Annotated in this window: 14 protein-coding genes; 7 read left to right on the forward strand and 7 right to left on the reverse strand. The window is 65.8% G+C overall.

Annotated features, from left to right (window positions below; translation table 11 throughout):
- Positions 1–69: 69 nt before the first annotated feature.
- Positions 70–975, reverse strand: coding sequence for a TIGR01777 family oxidoreductase (locus tag DL240_RS11130; protein WP_111729968.1), 906 nt, complete (start codon positions 973–975; stop codon positions 70–72).
- A 233-nt stretch (positions 976–1,208) separates the two neighbouring features.
- On the opposite strand from DL240_RS11130, the gene DL240_RS11135 reads away from it, so the two are divergent.
- Complete coding sequence (locus DL240_RS11135) at positions 1,209–2,966, forward strand: GGDEF domain-containing protein (RefSeq protein ID WP_158542498.1); 1,758 nt, start codon at positions 1,209–1,211, stop codon at positions 2,964–2,966.
- A 24-nt stretch (positions 2,967–2,990) separates the two neighbouring features.
- On the opposite strand, the gene DL240_RS11140 is transcribed toward DL240_RS11135, so the two are convergent.
- Positions 2,991–3,686 carry a hypothetical protein gene (locus tag DL240_RS11140; RefSeq protein ID WP_111729970.1) on the reverse strand — a complete coding sequence of 232 codons (696 nt, stop codon included), beginning with the start codon at positions 3,684–3,686 and terminating at the stop codon, positions 2,991–2,993.
- Between the two features lie 299 nt (positions 3,687–3,985).
- On the opposite strand from DL240_RS11140, the gene DL240_RS20720 reads away from it, so the two are divergent.
- Positions 3,986–4,117 carry a hypothetical protein gene (locus DL240_RS20720; RefSeq protein WP_283808356.1) on the forward strand — a complete coding sequence of 44 codons (132 nt, stop codon included), beginning with the start codon at positions 3,986–3,988 and terminating at the stop codon, positions 4,115–4,117.
- A 30-nt stretch (positions 4,118–4,147) separates the two neighbouring features.
- On the opposite strand, the gene DL240_RS11145 is transcribed toward DL240_RS20720, so the two are convergent.
- Positions 4,148–4,624, reverse strand: coding sequence for a redoxin domain-containing protein (locus tag DL240_RS11145; protein WP_158542499.1), 477 nt, complete (start codon positions 4,622–4,624; stop codon positions 4,148–4,150).
- Positions 4,625–4,697: 73 nt separating this feature from the next.
- On the opposite strand from DL240_RS11145, the gene DL240_RS11150 reads away from it, so the two are divergent.
- Positions 4,698–5,327, forward strand: a complete 630-nt coding sequence (locus tag DL240_RS11150; RefSeq protein WP_111729972.1) for a cysteine hydrolase family protein — start codon at positions 4,698–4,700, stop codon at positions 5,325–5,327.
- Positions 5,328–5,339: 12 nt separating this feature from the next.
- Here the strand turns inward: DL240_RS11150 and DL240_RS20240 are convergent, their stop codons facing one another.
- Entirely contained in the window at positions 5,340–5,780 is a 441-nt protein-coding gene (locus DL240_RS20240; RefSeq protein ID WP_199589795.1) for a hypothetical protein, read from the reverse strand.
- 159 nt (positions 5,781–5,939) lie between these two features.
- On the opposite strand from DL240_RS20240, the gene DL240_RS11160 reads away from it, so the two are divergent.
- A complete protein-coding gene (locus DL240_RS11160; RefSeq protein WP_111729973.1) occupies positions 5,940–6,308 on the forward strand; it encodes an SPW repeat protein in 369 nt (122 codons plus the stop codon).
- Positions 6,309–6,372: 64 nt separating this feature from the next.
- Here the strand turns inward: DL240_RS11160 and DL240_RS11165 are convergent, their stop codons facing one another.
- Together DL240_RS11165 and map are read right to left on the reverse strand one after the other, a co-directional pair.
- Entirely contained in the window at positions 6,373–7,668 is a 1,296-nt protein-coding gene (locus tag DL240_RS11165) for an alginate export family protein (RefSeq protein ID WP_158542500.1), read from the reverse strand.
- Positions 7,669–7,736: 68 nt separating this feature from the next.
- Positions 7,737–8,489 (reverse strand): type I methionyl aminopeptidase, encoded by a 753-nt coding sequence (gene map, locus DL240_RS11170; RefSeq protein ID WP_111729975.1) that lies wholly within the window; start codon positions 8,487–8,489, stop codon positions 7,737–7,739.
- Between the two features lie 304 nt (positions 8,490–8,793).
- Here map and DL240_RS11175 point away from each other — a divergent pair, with 304 nt between their 5' ends.
- Both DL240_RS11175 and DL240_RS11180 read left to right on the forward strand, forming a co-directional pair.
- Positions 8,794–9,189 (forward strand): cupin domain-containing protein, encoded by a 396-nt coding sequence (locus DL240_RS11175; protein WP_111729976.1) that lies wholly within the window; start codon positions 8,794–8,796, stop codon positions 9,187–9,189.
- Between the two features lie 126 nt (positions 9,190–9,315).
- Positions 9,316–9,663, forward strand: coding sequence for a hypothetical protein (locus tag DL240_RS11180; RefSeq protein ID WP_111729977.1), 348 nt, complete (start codon positions 9,316–9,318; stop codon positions 9,661–9,663).
- A gap of 19 nt (positions 9,664–9,682) precedes the next feature.
- Here the strand turns inward: DL240_RS11180 and DL240_RS11185 are convergent, their stop codons facing one another.
- The gene (locus DL240_RS11185) at positions 9,683–12,061 is read right to left on the reverse strand and encodes a glutamine--tRNA ligase/YqeY domain fusion protein (protein WP_111729978.1); all 2,379 of its coding nucleotides are present in this window, start codon (positions 12,059–12,061) and stop codon (positions 9,683–9,685) included.
- A 191-nt stretch (positions 12,062–12,252) separates the two neighbouring features.
- Between DL240_RS11185 and DL240_RS11190 the strand changes: the two genes are divergently transcribed.
- On the forward strand, positions 12,253–12,777 hold the full coding sequence (locus DL240_RS11190) for a hypothetical protein (protein ID WP_111729979.1): 525 nt from the start codon (positions 12,253–12,255) through the stop codon (positions 12,775–12,777).
- Positions 12,778–12,787 lie beyond the last annotated feature (10 nt).

Consider the following 12,787-nt stretch of genomic DNA (forward strand, 5'->3'; position numbering starts at 1 on the left):
AGGGTCACTCCTGAAGGGATTTGAGGCGTCGGGAAGTCCGGAGCGCGTCATTCGCCCGGAAGGGCAAACTCAGCGCTCGAAAAGCCGGCCCAGCGTCTCTTTGAGCTCCGGATGCTCAAACACATACCCGCCCTCCTCCAGGCGCGCGGGGCGTACGCGCTGGCCCTGCAGGAGCATCTCCCGGGCCATCTCCCCGCCCAGCGCCAGCTTGAGCGCGGCCCCCGGTGTCGGTACCACCGCGGGGCGGTGCAGGGCCTGCCCCAGCGCCCGGGTGAACTCGGCGTTGGTCACCGGCTGCGGGCTCACCAGGTTGAGGGGCCCCTCAACCCCGGGCTGCTCCAGGGCCCAGATCAGCGCCCCGACCACATCGCTCAACGCGATCCAGCTCATGTACTGCTGACCGCTGCCCAGGCGCCCGCCCACCCCGAGTTTAAAGGGCCGCCGCATCGCCGGGAGCGCCCCGCCCTCCCTGGCAAGCACCACCCCCAGGCGAGTGTTCACCACGCGGATACCGGCCTTTCGCGCGGGGTCGCAGGCCGCCTCCCAGGCCACGCAAACCTCCGCCAGAAACCCCTCGCCGGGGGGAGCCTCCTCGTCGACCCACCGATCTCCGGTGTCACCATAGTAGCCCACCGCCGAGGCGCAGATCAGGGTTCGGGGGCCCGCTTCCATCTCGGCCATCGCTCCAGCGATCAACGCGCTTCCAGAAACCCGACTCGCGTAGATCGCCTCCTTGCGCGCCCGGGTCCACCGCCCCGAAGCCAGGCTTTCGCCGGCCAGGTGCACCACCGCGTCAACCCCGGCCAGCGCCTCGGCATCGATCTCAGCCCGGGGCACCGACCAGTAGATGCCCTCCTGCTCTGGCGAGCGCACCATAGGCACCACCGCCACGCCCTGCGCGCGCAGCCGCGCGCTCAGGGCACTCCCCACCAATCCGCTCGCGCCACTTATCGCTACTTTTTTGATCGCACTCATCTTGACTCCCGACCTCATCCATCGCATCAACCGACTTCCTACGTTAGGGCGACCCGAAGTTAGAACCTTCTTTCCTGACATCAAGCGCGCACGAACGAAGATCTCCGCTTCTTAAAAACACATGTTCCTGCCGCATCGCCCCCACAGTTCGCCATCCCCCCGTAGCGCTCCGCTCAGAGGCGCCGCTCTTTCTCCTGTCCTCCTACCTGAAGTGCGCTTTCCCCGGAGCGATGATGAGCACGTCCCGGGCGACCTCGTGTCTGCCCTCACCACAGCAGCCCTCCCGTGCGTTCGGGCTTCTCCTGGGCTTGCTCCTGGGCCTGGTTCTGCCCCTGCTCGTCCCTCCGAACGCCGACGCTCACGCTCTGGCTCCCTTGAACCTGAACGCGCAAGAGAGCCTCTCGCTGGCGGGCCGCGTTCACGTCATCGCCGACCCCGAACACCGCTTCACCCCCGCCGATCTCCCCACCCTGTGGCAGATGGCTCAGACGCGCCAGGACGCCCCTCGCCTCTCCTATGAGGTGGGCCGCCACGTGCTGCTCTTTGAGGTGATCAACACCGCGCCAGATCCGCACTACGTGCTCTCATTTCTGTTGCCCACGCTCCAGCGCGTCGAGCTCATCGCCCGCCCGCTGCACGGAGGGACGCCGCAGATGCACTCCTCCGGACGCAGCATTCACGCCCACGAGCGCGCGCTGCCGGTGATCGGCCACAACCTCCCCCTGGTCCTGAACCCCGGCGAGCCTTATCGCGTGGCGCTCTTTATCGAGTCGCCTCAACCGCCCTCGATCAACCTCCGTGAAATCGAGATCCAATCGCTCCCGAGCTTCAACCGGCACGTCCTGCGCCTGCAGATCGTGCTGCTCCTCTCCCTGGGCGCGCTGCTGGCCCTGGCTCTGCACAGCCTCTCGCTGTGGACCCGCGTGCGTGAGCGAATCTACCTGTACTTCGCCGGGTATACGCTGGCATCCACGCTGCTGTGGCTGACCCAATACGAGGTGTTGCGCCTCCTGTGGTTGCCGGCCACCAACACCGACCAGCTCAACCTGAGCGCGAACAACGCGATGGTGCTCTGCGTGCTCCTCTTCTCCCGGGAGTTCTTGCACCTGCATCAGGTCGCGCCGCGCCTGGGTCGCATCTTTGACATCGCGGCGATCGTGGTGGCACTGCTCCTGGCGCTCAACCCGCTGGTCGACTACGCCACCGCCTACCACCTGCAGGCCTCGGCGGCCGGGATGGCGCTGGCGCTGATGGCGCTGGGCACCTGGCAGTCCTGGCGCGCCGGCGTCCTGGCCGCGCGCCTCTTCACGCTGGCGTTCTCGCTGCTCTTTATCAGCGCCTCGCTGACCATCGTCGACCCGCTCCTGCCGGCGCTGCCCACGGCCACACTGCGTCTGGCCACCCTGACCTCCACCGCCATGGGCATGTTGATCATGGCCTACGCGGTGGCTGAGCGCATGCACCAGCTGCAGGGACGCGCCTCCTGGGCCGAACGCCTCGCGCGCACCGATGGCCTTACCGGCCTGCGAAATCGCGCCGCCTTCGACGCGGACATCGCCGCGCTCATCGCCGACGAGCGCCCGCGCGACCTGCTGGTGGTCTTCTGCGACGTAGACGGCCTCAAGCGTATCAACGATGACCTGGGGCACCGGCGCGGCGACGAGCTCCTGGAGGGCTTCGCCCGTGAGCTACGCCGGGGCTTTCGCGAGGTCGATCATATCTACCGCATCGGCGGCGATGAGTTTGTATTGCTGCTCTTTGTGGCGAGCGCCCCCGACCCGCAGGGCTGGCTCCAGGAGCGCCTCGCCAGCGCCCTGCAGAACCTGCGCGCTGCGGGGTTTGCGTCGGCCGACGTCAGCGTCGGGGTGGCCCACCTGCACGAAGTCGATGGCAACCCGGCCGATGCGCTGGCGCTGGCCGACAGCCGCATGTACCACGCCAAGAAAAGTAAAAAGCGCGCCGACTCAACGCCGGCGCGCCTCCCGGTATGACGCGCCCTTGCGGCCGCGCGCCCCTTACTCCTCGATGGAGACCTCCAGGCGATACGCCCCCTCACTGAGGAGCTCGCCATCGACGATGATGTAACGCGTCTCCCCGCCGGGAACCTCAAAGCTCAGCGTCTCCGACTGGCCCGGCCCGTTGAACACGGTGCCCGCCTCACAGACCTGAGTGCTGCAATCGGTGCGTACGTAAATCATCGGATCAAAGCTCACATCGAGCGGCTCCACGTGCACCCGGTAGGCGGTGTCCGCGGCTGGCGAGACCCGGTAGATCATCTCCGGACCAGAGAGCCGGCCGCTGGGGCAGGTACCGTCATCGGCGTCCTGAGCCTCGGGCCCGCCCACCGTGGTCTGCTCCTCAAGCACAATGCCCTGGCTTACATCGAAGGCCGTCTCGCAGCTTCGCCCATCCCCTTGCGGCAGCTCATCGGCATCCTCTTCCACGTCGCTGCCCCCGTCGGCATCCCCCTCGTCGCCGCCGTCGGCATCCCCCTCGTCGCCGCTGTCAGCGTCACCCTCGACATCGGCATCGCTGCTACCATCGGTGTCCGCGTCGGCGTCATCCCCGGCATCCGGCGTCTCGTCGATATCCGCCCCGACATCCTCCGGGTCGGGCTCCGGACCTTCGGCGCCACAGCCCAGGGCGCCGCTCAGCGCCACCACCATCACCGCCGCCGCAAGCCTCATCGACATCTTTCTCACGCGTTCCATCCTCTCACTCCCTGTCATTTCATCGGACTCAGGCACCCGGCGAGCACATACACGCATTCGGGCTCGTCTCCCGGGTGGCTTCAGTGCTACCATCGACCTTCTTGAATATCACCTTCGCGTCGGGGACGCACCCTTTGCTCGTCGCTATGAGCAAGCAGAAGCGCGGCCCGCTGGAGCCTCCTCCCGCGGTGCTTAAGCTCTTCTCTTGTGCCCCGACCTTAGTCTCTTGGCTCTGGATTGACCCGCGCGCTTGCTTCTCTGGCCGTCTTGCCGCGTCGCTTCACGGAGGAAGCCCCCCGATGGCTCTGACCCCGGATTCCTTTCGCAAAAGTCCGCATCTGCAAGCAACCCTGATGATCTGCAGCGCGCTCCTGGCCATCCTCCTACTGGCCGCCTGGGCGCACTGGGGAGGCTGGGGGAACTGCTGCTGAGGCCCACGCTTCCCTCCCCTTAGCTCCGACTCAGCTCGGCGAACCCAACGCCCGCCGCAGGGCTCCGTAGAGCTCATCCGCCCCGCGATGAAAGAGGCTGACCTTCTCCACATGGATGTAGGCCAGGCGCCCGTCCTTTCCGACCAAAAAGTTCGCCCGGTGTGCTCGCCCTCCCGAGAGCAGGCCGATGCCCGCGTAGCACTCAATCACCTCGCGTCGGGGGTCGGCCAACAGCCGAAAAGGAAAGTGACGCTCCTCTTTGAAGCGCCGGTGCTTAGCGATAGTGTCGTCGCTGATGCCGAGGAGGTTTACCCCCAGCTCTGCAAAGCGATCGTAACTATCGCGATAGCTGCAGAGCTGGCGGGTGCATACCGGCGAAAAATCCCCCGGATAAAACACCAGAAGCACCGGACCCTTCTCCAACTCCTGACTCAGACGCACCGCGCGTCCGCGCTCATCGGGAAGCTCAAACTCCGGGGCTAGATCGCCCACCTCTAACTTCGCCATCACCCGGCCTTTGTTTGGGCGACGCCCAGGCGTCGCAATGGTACAGCACGCCCCCCACTGCCCTGGAGTCATGATGACGTTCACCGGACTGCCTGACAAATCTTCCGTGGAGATCCCCGAGCTCCCCACCAGCGACCACCTGACCCTGGACCCGACCACCACCGCCCTGCTCGTCGTCGATATGCAGAACGATTTCGTCGACCCGCGGGGCGCCCTCTCAGTAGAAGCCGCCGAACTCACCGTGCAGCCGATCTCAGAGCTGGTGGAACGGGCGCGTCAGGCCGATGTGCAAGTGATCTTTACTCAGGATACCCACCAGAGCAGTGACCGGGAGTTTGAGATCTGGCCGGTCCACTGCGTGGAGGGTACCTGGGGCTGGGAGTTCCTCCCTCGCCTCAACCCTCAGAGCGGTGACCACGTGGTACGCAAGGCCCGCTATGACGCCTTCTACGGCACCAATCTGGAGCACTACCTCTCGCGGATCTGGAAGATCGAGACACTGATCATCGTAGGCACCGTCGCCAACATCTGCGTGGCCCAGACCGCGGCCTCGGCCGGCCTGCGCTGGTTTAGGGTGGTGGTGCCCGCCGACGGCATCAGCGCGCTGACCGACTTTGATCAGGCCGGCGCCCTGCGCCAGATCTCCTCGCTCTACAACGGCCAGGTGCTGGCCCGGGGCGCCGACCTCGACTTTAAGCGTTGAACGCGCCAGGACTCAGGCGCGGCCCGGATTAAAGGAGGGCGGATCGCTGGCCGGAAACGACTCCCAGGCGGCCTCTTCGAGGCGCTCCTCCTCCCCGGCGCGCCCCGGGGCTTCTTCAGAAGCCCCCGGCGCCGAGGTGATCGCCGGGGGCCGCTCGATCTCCACAGCTTCCAGCTCGTTACAGATCCGGGTCAGGCGTCGGTGAAGCTCGGCCTCTTCGCGTTCCACGGAGACCAGCGCCCGGTGCAACAGGCGCTCTGCGCCCAGCGCCTCATTCCGATCAATGGCATGCGCACGCACCCAGAGTGCGTCTTCGACGGCGTGTTCGCGCTCGCGCAGCTTCACGTCGATCTGCGCCAGCAGCGCCCGGATCTTGCGGTGCTCACTCTTCCAGGCACCCACCTCGCGGATCCAGTGATTGAGATCCATAACCTCTTTCTTTTGCGTGCTCATAGGACTCCTCGGCTTACGGCCCAAGACTTAATCTTGCCCGGCTGAATCTGCCCACGAGCCCCCGGATCTCAAGCACGGCGCCCTCTCCCGGCGCGCCCAACCTTCGTGCCTACCTTCCTTACCAGGAGCTCCCGCCGCCCCCTGTCGTAAGGAGTTGTCATGGCCCCCGCCTCCTCTCGCCGCGCCGTGCTCGTCTACGCCTTCGTGCTTGCCAGCGGCATCTGGCTTGTGCTTTCGCCCTACCTGTTGGGCTTTGCCTGGGACCCCAGCGCCTGGTGGAACGCCCTGGTCATTGGCAGCGCGCTGACCCTGATCGCGCTGCTGCGCTTTGCCAACCCCAACCGCTTCCTCGGTCTGCGTTGGACCACCCTGGTCCTGGCCCTCTGGCTGATGCTCAGCCCCTTTGTCGCCAACTACTACGACGTGCGCCCCGCCTTCTGGAGCGCATTCATCGTGGGCGCGTTGCTGCTCCTGGTTGCCAGCGGCGAAGCTGCCGGACGCCCGATGAGAGCCACCGGAGGCGTGTAGCCGACCAGCCTCATTCCGGGCCCCGTAGCAGGCGGCTGGCCCGCTCCCGAGTCCCGCTCTCAGGTCAGGGCCGGGAGCCGAAGGTGCCCCTGAGCTGCATAAACACCCAGTGGGCCGGGCGTTCGCCGCGGGGCGCGCCGGACTCGGTGGCCGCCTCCCCCGGGAAAAAGACCCCGTAGCCGGCATCCAGAGTCAACCCCTTGTAGAGCCCCCAGGCCACCAGGCTGTCGACTTCTACGCCGATGATCCCGGCGTTGCCCTCCACCCGCTCCAGCAGATGCGCCCGCTCGACCAGCGACACCGGCCCCAGGCTCACATCAAAGCCCAACCGGTACTCGCGCAGGTTGGTGCGGCGCACAAAGTCCATCTTCCCGTGAAAACTATGCGTGGAGCCGAAGAGCTGGCGATAATTCCCGTCGACCGCCGTGCCCGGATCGTCGCCGCTGGCAAAGGCATGGCCGACCACCACATCAAAGTCGCTCAGGATCGGCAGGTCCACCGAGAGCTCGGTGTCATAGAAATACCCCCGCACGTCACGTCGATCGCCGGCGCATTGCGACTCGGTGGCCACATCCACCGGGCAGGCCCGTCCAAACTGGCCAGCTCCCTCCGCCTCCAGCTCCACCGGCCCGGCCGAGAGCACCACCCGCGCCCCCACCGTGCTCAGACGCTCGGTCACCTCCCCCTCGGCCCCGCCGCCCTGCCGCCAATCGTGGAGCGCGTACACATCGGCCCGACGCACCAGCCCCTGGTCGACCTGATACCAGCCGTAAGTGCCGATGAGGTAGTCGTCGCCGGCCAGGGGTTGCCCGCTGACCTGGGAGTCGCCCCCGTCGCGGTACTGCCCGGCAAAGGTGTCGATGCGCAACGTGGCATGCGGAAAGAGCTTCATGCGCACCGCATCCCAGGTCCGGGGCAGCTGGTTCCACGACGACCCGGAGAGCACGCGCCCCTCCCCGTAGGAGATCGGAAAGCGCCCCACTTTCAGCGAAAGCGCCTCCATCGGACGCATCTCCGCCCACCCCTCATAAAGCGAGAGCCCCACCTCATCGCTCACCGTCAGGCCGGAGCGCCCCCAGATCGACACCGCGATCAGCGCCACACGCGCCGCCCACATCTCCTGCTCAAAGGTCACCCCCAGGCGACTTCGCTGGCTGATCCGGTCGTAATCCCCCCGGCGAGTGATCGCCAGGTCGTCAGGCTCGCCCCCCAGGTTGCTGTGGAGCCGAAACTCCAACCGGGGGCGAACCTCGCCATCGACATACACCCCATAGGTTGACTCGGGGGGGCTCTCCTGCGCCGCCCCCTCGCCAGCCCCCATCATCAGCGCCAGCGCGCTCAGCGCTGATGCCCAGATCACGCCTGCCTTCCCTGATGACATCATCCAACCTGTTTCTGGCAGCCGGGCCCCTGGCCCGAAAATTCTCTTCAAGGAGGTGTCGGACGCGTCAACACAATGGGCTCACCCCGGGTGATGATCATGGTGTGCTCAAACTGCGCCACCAGCCCCCGGTTCTCGGTGAGCAAGGTCCATCCGTCGTCGCTGTCCTCGACCTCTTTGGCCCCCATCGCCAGAAAGGGCTCCAGGGTGAGCACCATGCCCTCCTTGAAGCGCCGCTTCTCGTTGCGGTCATAAAAATGCGGAATGAAGCTCGGCTTCTCATGAAGGCTGCGGCCGATCCCATGCCCTCCGAGGTTCCGAATCACGGTAAATCCCCGCTTGCGGGCCATTGTCTCCACCACGCGCCCCACCATCTGAATCGGCCGGCCATGGCGAGCCATGCTCATCGCCTTCTCCAGGGCCTCGCGCGTCGCCGTGAGCAACGCCTCCTGCTCCTCGGTGATCGTCCCCACGCCAAACGAGGCGCCGCTGTCGCCATAGAAACCGTCGAGTTCGGCGGAGACATCGATGTTGACCAGGTCCCCATCCTCGATCACCAGATCGCCCGGGATACCGTGCGCCGCGCGGTGGTTCACGCTGATGCAGGTCGCCCCCGGAAAGTTATAGGTAAGCTCGGGGGCGGAGCGCGCGCCATGCTTATCCAGATAAGCGCGCCCGATATCATCGAGCTCCCCGGTGGTGATGCCCGGTGCGAGATGCGAGCGCATCTCCTGAATGGTGTCGGCAACGATGCTTCCGATACGTCGCAACTTCGTCAGATCAGCTTCGGCAATCGACATATACGATCCATGGGGGGCCAAAAGGTCGACCAACATACCGCGCCCGGCAGCTTAGACGACCTTTATGTCACAGTGATGTAACAAAACTCAAAACGATTTCTTCCCACGACCTCCGCTCGCCCGGAGCGACCCGAGAGGCCCGGGTGGCGAGCAGTGTCATCGCAGGCGCCCGGCTGTCAACCCGCAGCGTGACCGGATGCCCGGCGGTTTTGCGCCCGGTGCCCCGGACCTAACTTTGATCTGAGCGCCGGAGGCTCCAGGCCTCGGGCCCCGCTGACTTGCCATCGTAGCCCAGGAAGCGCCTATGGAACGCCAGCAGCCGCAACGCCTGCGCCCGCCGCCCCGCGAGCGCTTCGCCGAAGACCTGACCACCCTGGATCTGGCCCGGGTCTTCGACGCCCTCGACACCGAGCCGCACCCCTCGGTCGACGGCCACCGTCAGATCACTCTCTTTAAGCATGGCACCTTCACGCTGATGGCGCTGAGCTTTGACGCCGGAGCCACCTGGCCGCGCCATATCACCGACGGCGTCATCACCCTGGAACTTCTCAAAGGCCGTCTCAACATCTTCTCCAACGAGGGCCGCCACACCCTGCTGCACCCGGGCATGTCCATCATCCAGCCCCAGGTCGCCCTCTCCATGCACGCCCCCGAAGATGCTCACGTGTTAATGAGCGTCATCCTGGCTCCCGACGCTTAAATCCCCCGGTCGTGCCGCACCTTTATCTCCCCCACGCAACGCTCCGGAGCGCAGGTGCCCCACCCGGGCCCTCCGGCCCCCTTAAGAGGCGCCTGTGCTCCCACCGCCCCTGCCTGCGAGGAGACCATGGCTCAGCGCTTTGTCTGCAACGCCACGCTCAAACCCTTCGATCACGCCCGCGCGCTGGAGCGCCTCGAAGCCCTCTACCACGCCCGTGCCGAGCTTCCCCACGCTTCCCTCGCCGCGCTCCGAGAGACCCTTGTTCGCGCCGCCGACTGCACCTGCGCCCAGGTCGAACACGCCCTCATCGCCCTGGCGCGCCATCCCGACCCGGCCGCCGACGCCCTGCTCCACCACCCCCGGCTTCGTTTCGACGAGCCCCGGCGCGCGTTCGCGCTGCACATCGCCCGCAGAGTGCGCGCGCGCCGCCGGCAACGATCCTCTGACCATCGTCCCGGGCGGCGCGCGGCCTGAACCCATCCCCCCCTGGAAGTCACTCCCCGGCGAGCTCCTGCTCCAACATCTGACGCACCTTCACCGCGTCGGCCGCCCCGCCGGTGGCCTTCATCACCTGCCCGATGAAGAAGCCCAGCAGCGTGGTCTTACCCTCGCGATAGCGCGTCACATTGTCGGGGTGACGGGCCATCACCTCGGCGATGACCGGCTTCAGCGACTCCGCGTCACTGACCTTCTCCAGGCCCCGCTCCCGGACGATCGTCTCCGGGTCGCCCTCGCTGGCGAGCACCGCCGCCAGCACCTCGCGGCTGACCGCGGTGGTGATGCGATCGTCGTCAACCATCTTCACCAGCGTCGCCACATCGGTCGGTGACACGCTCAACGAGGCCACCGTCTGCTCCTCGGCCACCAGGGGCAACACCTCGTTGACGATCCAGGGCGCCACCACCTGGGGTCGGTCGTACGCCTGGAGCGCCGCCTCAAAGAAGCTCGACACGTCGCGATCGCCACTGAGCAGGTCGGCATCGTCCTCACTCAACCCGAGCTCTTCGGCGTAGCGCACCTGGCAGGCGGCCAGCTGCGGATCGGCCGCCCGGGCCTGATCCCGCTCATAGGAGGCCGGCCGCTTATTCGGGCGATCCTCGCCAGCCGCGCCCTTCTCTCCCTGGCCCTTGGACGCCTTCACCGCCGCGGGCTTAGGAGCGGCTTTCTTCGACGCTGCGGGCTTGGGAGCCTCCTTCTTCTGCTGCTTGGCCCAGGAGTCGCGCAGGCCCACAATCCGGTTAAACACCAGCGCGTCATCCTGGGAGCTCTCATCGCGCCAGAAGTAGCCCTGACGCTCAAACTGGTAGCGGACGTCGGCCGCATCCTCGGCCACGCTCGGCTCCACAAAGCCCCGGGCCACCACCAACGAATCCGGGTTGAGGTACTCCTGAAAATCCACCTCGGCATCGCCGTCGGGACGCTCCACCGTAAACAGGCGATCGTAGAGGTTAAACGTAGCCGCTTTCGCGTGCGTGGCGCTCACCCAGTGGATCGTCCCACGCACCTTGCGCTCATCCGGGGTCGAGCCGCCCCGCGACTCCGGATCGTAGGTGCACAAAAGCTCCTGGAGCTCCCCATCTTCCCCGTAAATCGCCTCGGTGCAGGTGATGTAATAGCCGTAGCGCAGGCGCACCTCGGCCCCGGGCTTGAGCCGGTACCACTTCTTGGGGGCATCCTCGAGGTAGTCGTCGCGCTCAATGTAGAGCTCCCGGCTAAAGGGCACCTTGCGCGTGCCTTCCAGGGGCACATCATGCGGGAAGTAATCCGCATCCAGCCAGTCGACCTCCCCCTCGGGGAAGTTGGTGATCGTGACCTTCACCGGGTCGATCACCGCCATCACCCGCGGCGCCTTCATGTTGAGCTCATCGCGAATCGTATACTCCAGCAACTGAATGTCGACGGTGCTGTTGGCCTTGGCCACCCCGATCAGCTGACAGAAGTTGCGCAGCGCCTCCGGCGGCACCCCGCGCCGGCGCATTCCGGCGATCGTCGGCATCCGCGGGTCATCCCAGCCCTCCACCTCTTCATCGCGCACCAGCTGCAGGAGCTTGCGCTTGCTCATCACCGTGTAGCCCAAATTCAGCCGGGCAAACTCGTACTGATGAGGCTCGCTCTCCACCGGCGAGTTGGCGATCACCCAGTCGTAAAGCTCGCGATTGTTCTCAAACTCCAGGGTGCAGATCGAGTGCGTCACACTCTCAAAGGCATCTTCCAGCGCGTGGGCGAAGTCGTACATCGGGTAGATGCACCAGGCGTCACCGGTGTTGTGGTGGGTCGCGTGGCGAATCCGGTAGAGCAGCGGATCGCGCATGAGCATGTTGGGATTGCTCATGTCGATTTTGGCGCGCAGCACGTGCTCCCCATCGCCAAACTCCCCGGCGCGCATCTTCTCCAGAAGCTCCAGGTTCTCCGCCACGCTGCGCTCCCGATAGGGACTGGGCTGGCCGGCCCGGGTCAGCGTGCCGCGCATCTCCCGGATCTCCTCCTGACTCTGGCTGTCGACGTAGGCCTTGCCCTCTTTGACCAGATGCACCGCGCAGGCGTACATCTTCTCAAAATAATTCGAGGCAAAATAGAGGTGCTCATCCCAGTCGTAGCCCAGCCAGCGCACGTCATTCTGGATCGAGGCCACGTACTCCTCATCTTCGGTCAGCGGGTTGGTATCATCAAAGCGCAGATGACACTCACCGCCGTACTTCTGGGCGATACCGAAGTTGAGCACGATCGATTTGGCGTGACCAATATGCAGGTAGCCGTTGGGCTCCGGCGGAAATCGCGTCACCACCTTCTGTACGCGCCCCGCCTCCAGGTCGGCGTCGATGATATCGTGGATGAAGTTCGAGGGCGTGGGGGCATCAGAGGAGTTTGTCATCGTCTCAAAGCGTCAATAGGGGGTTGAGTCCGACTCCCGGCCCGCCCGGGCGCGGGGGCGTCTGTCGAGTAACCTATGCCAAAGATGGCGGCGCGCCAACACCTTCGCCACCTCCGAATGATTTGAAAGCCCGCAGGCGTGCGTCTATGGTGTGGTTTGCCTCACCAACAGCCACCTGCCGGAGCTCCCCGATGGATCGTAGCCTCTTTCAAACCACCTGGTCCCACGCGCCCGCGCGCGCGGTGATTCACTGCGTCGGCGGCGCCGCGCTGGCCCTGGGACTGAGCGCGTTGGTGAGTGCCGGCACCTTTGTGTCCATCAGCTTCGCTCTCACCAGCGTCTTCGGGCTCCTGCTGCTCGACTGGGTGGTCCATCGTCACGGCGAAACCTTTGACCCGGCGGCGGTCTTTGCCAGCTTTCTGGGCGTGAGCCTGCTCGGACGCTGTCTGCTGAGCGTCTTCTTTATCGACACGATGGCCGGCCCCTTCGCCCACCCGCAGGTCCTCTGGACCCTGCCCAACATGCTGGCCAACGCCGCGTTCGGGCTCTTTATCGCGGTTTTAGCCGGAGCCCTGGTCGGGCTGACCTACCGCACGGCGCTGGGCACCCTGCGGGAGAGCACGCTCAAGCGCGGTCTGCGCGCGGCGGCGCTGGTGCTTCCGGGTCTTTTCTTTCTGAACCTCCTGGAGCGCGTCTTCCACAGCATGAGCTTCTAGCGCTCCCCCG

The sequence above is a fragment of the Lujinxingia litoralis genome (genome assembly GCF_003260125.1).
In the GTDB taxonomy this organism is placed as follows: domain Bacteria; phylum Myxococcota_A; class Bradymonadia; order Bradymonadales; family Bradymonadaceae; genus Lujinxingia; species Lujinxingia litoralis.

Excerpts from the sequence above, each read along its gene's own strand:
- DL240_RS11130 (WP_111729968.1), bottom strand. The coding sequence starts at position 975 with ATGAGTGCGATCAAAAAAGTAGCGATAAGTGGCGCGAGCGGATTGGTG.
- DL240_RS20240 (WP_199589795.1), bottom strand. The coding sequence starts at position 5,780 with ATGAGCACGCAAAAGAAAGAGGTTATGGATCTCAATCACTGGATCCGC.
- DL240_RS20720 (WP_283808356.1), top strand. The coding sequence starts at position 3,986 with ATGGCTCTGACCCCGGATTCCTTTCGCAAAAGTCCGCATCTGCAAGCA.
- DL240_RS11180 (WP_111729977.1), top strand. The coding sequence starts at position 9,316 with ATGGCTCAGCGCTTTGTCTGCAACGCCACGCTCAAACCCTTCGATCAC.
- DL240_RS11140 (WP_111729970.1), bottom strand. The coding sequence starts at position 3,686 with ATGGAACGCGTGAGAAAGATGTCGATGAGGCTTGCGGCGGCGGTGATG.
- DL240_RS11160 (WP_111729973.1), top strand. The coding sequence starts at position 5,940 with ATGGCCCCCGCCTCCTCTCGCCGCGCCGTGCTCGTCTACGCCTTCGTG.
- map (WP_111729975.1), bottom strand. The coding sequence starts at position 8,489 with ATGTCGATTGCCGAAGCTGATCTGACGAAGTTGCGACGTATCGGAAGC.
- DL240_RS11150 (WP_111729972.1), top strand. The coding sequence starts at position 4,698 with ATGACGTTCACCGGACTGCCTGACAAATCTTCCGTGGAGATCCCCGAG.
- DL240_RS11135 (WP_158542498.1), top strand. The coding sequence starts at position 1,209 with ATGAGCACGTCCCGGGCGACCTCGTGTCTGCCCTCACCACAGCAGCCC.
- DL240_RS11185 (WP_111729978.1), bottom strand. The coding sequence starts at position 12,061 with ATGACAAACTCCTCTGATGCCCCCACGCCCTCGAACTTCATCCACGAT.
- DL240_RS11145 (WP_158542499.1), bottom strand. The coding sequence starts at position 4,624 with ATGGCGAAGTTAGAGGTGGGCGATCTAGCCCCGGAGTTTGAGCTTCCC.
- DL240_RS11175 (WP_111729976.1), top strand. The coding sequence starts at position 8,794 with ATGGAACGCCAGCAGCCGCAACGCCTGCGCCCGCCGCCCCGCGAGCGC.
- DL240_RS11190 (WP_111729979.1), top strand. The coding sequence starts at position 12,253 with ATGGATCGTAGCCTCTTTCAAACCACCTGGTCCCACGCGCCCGCGCGC.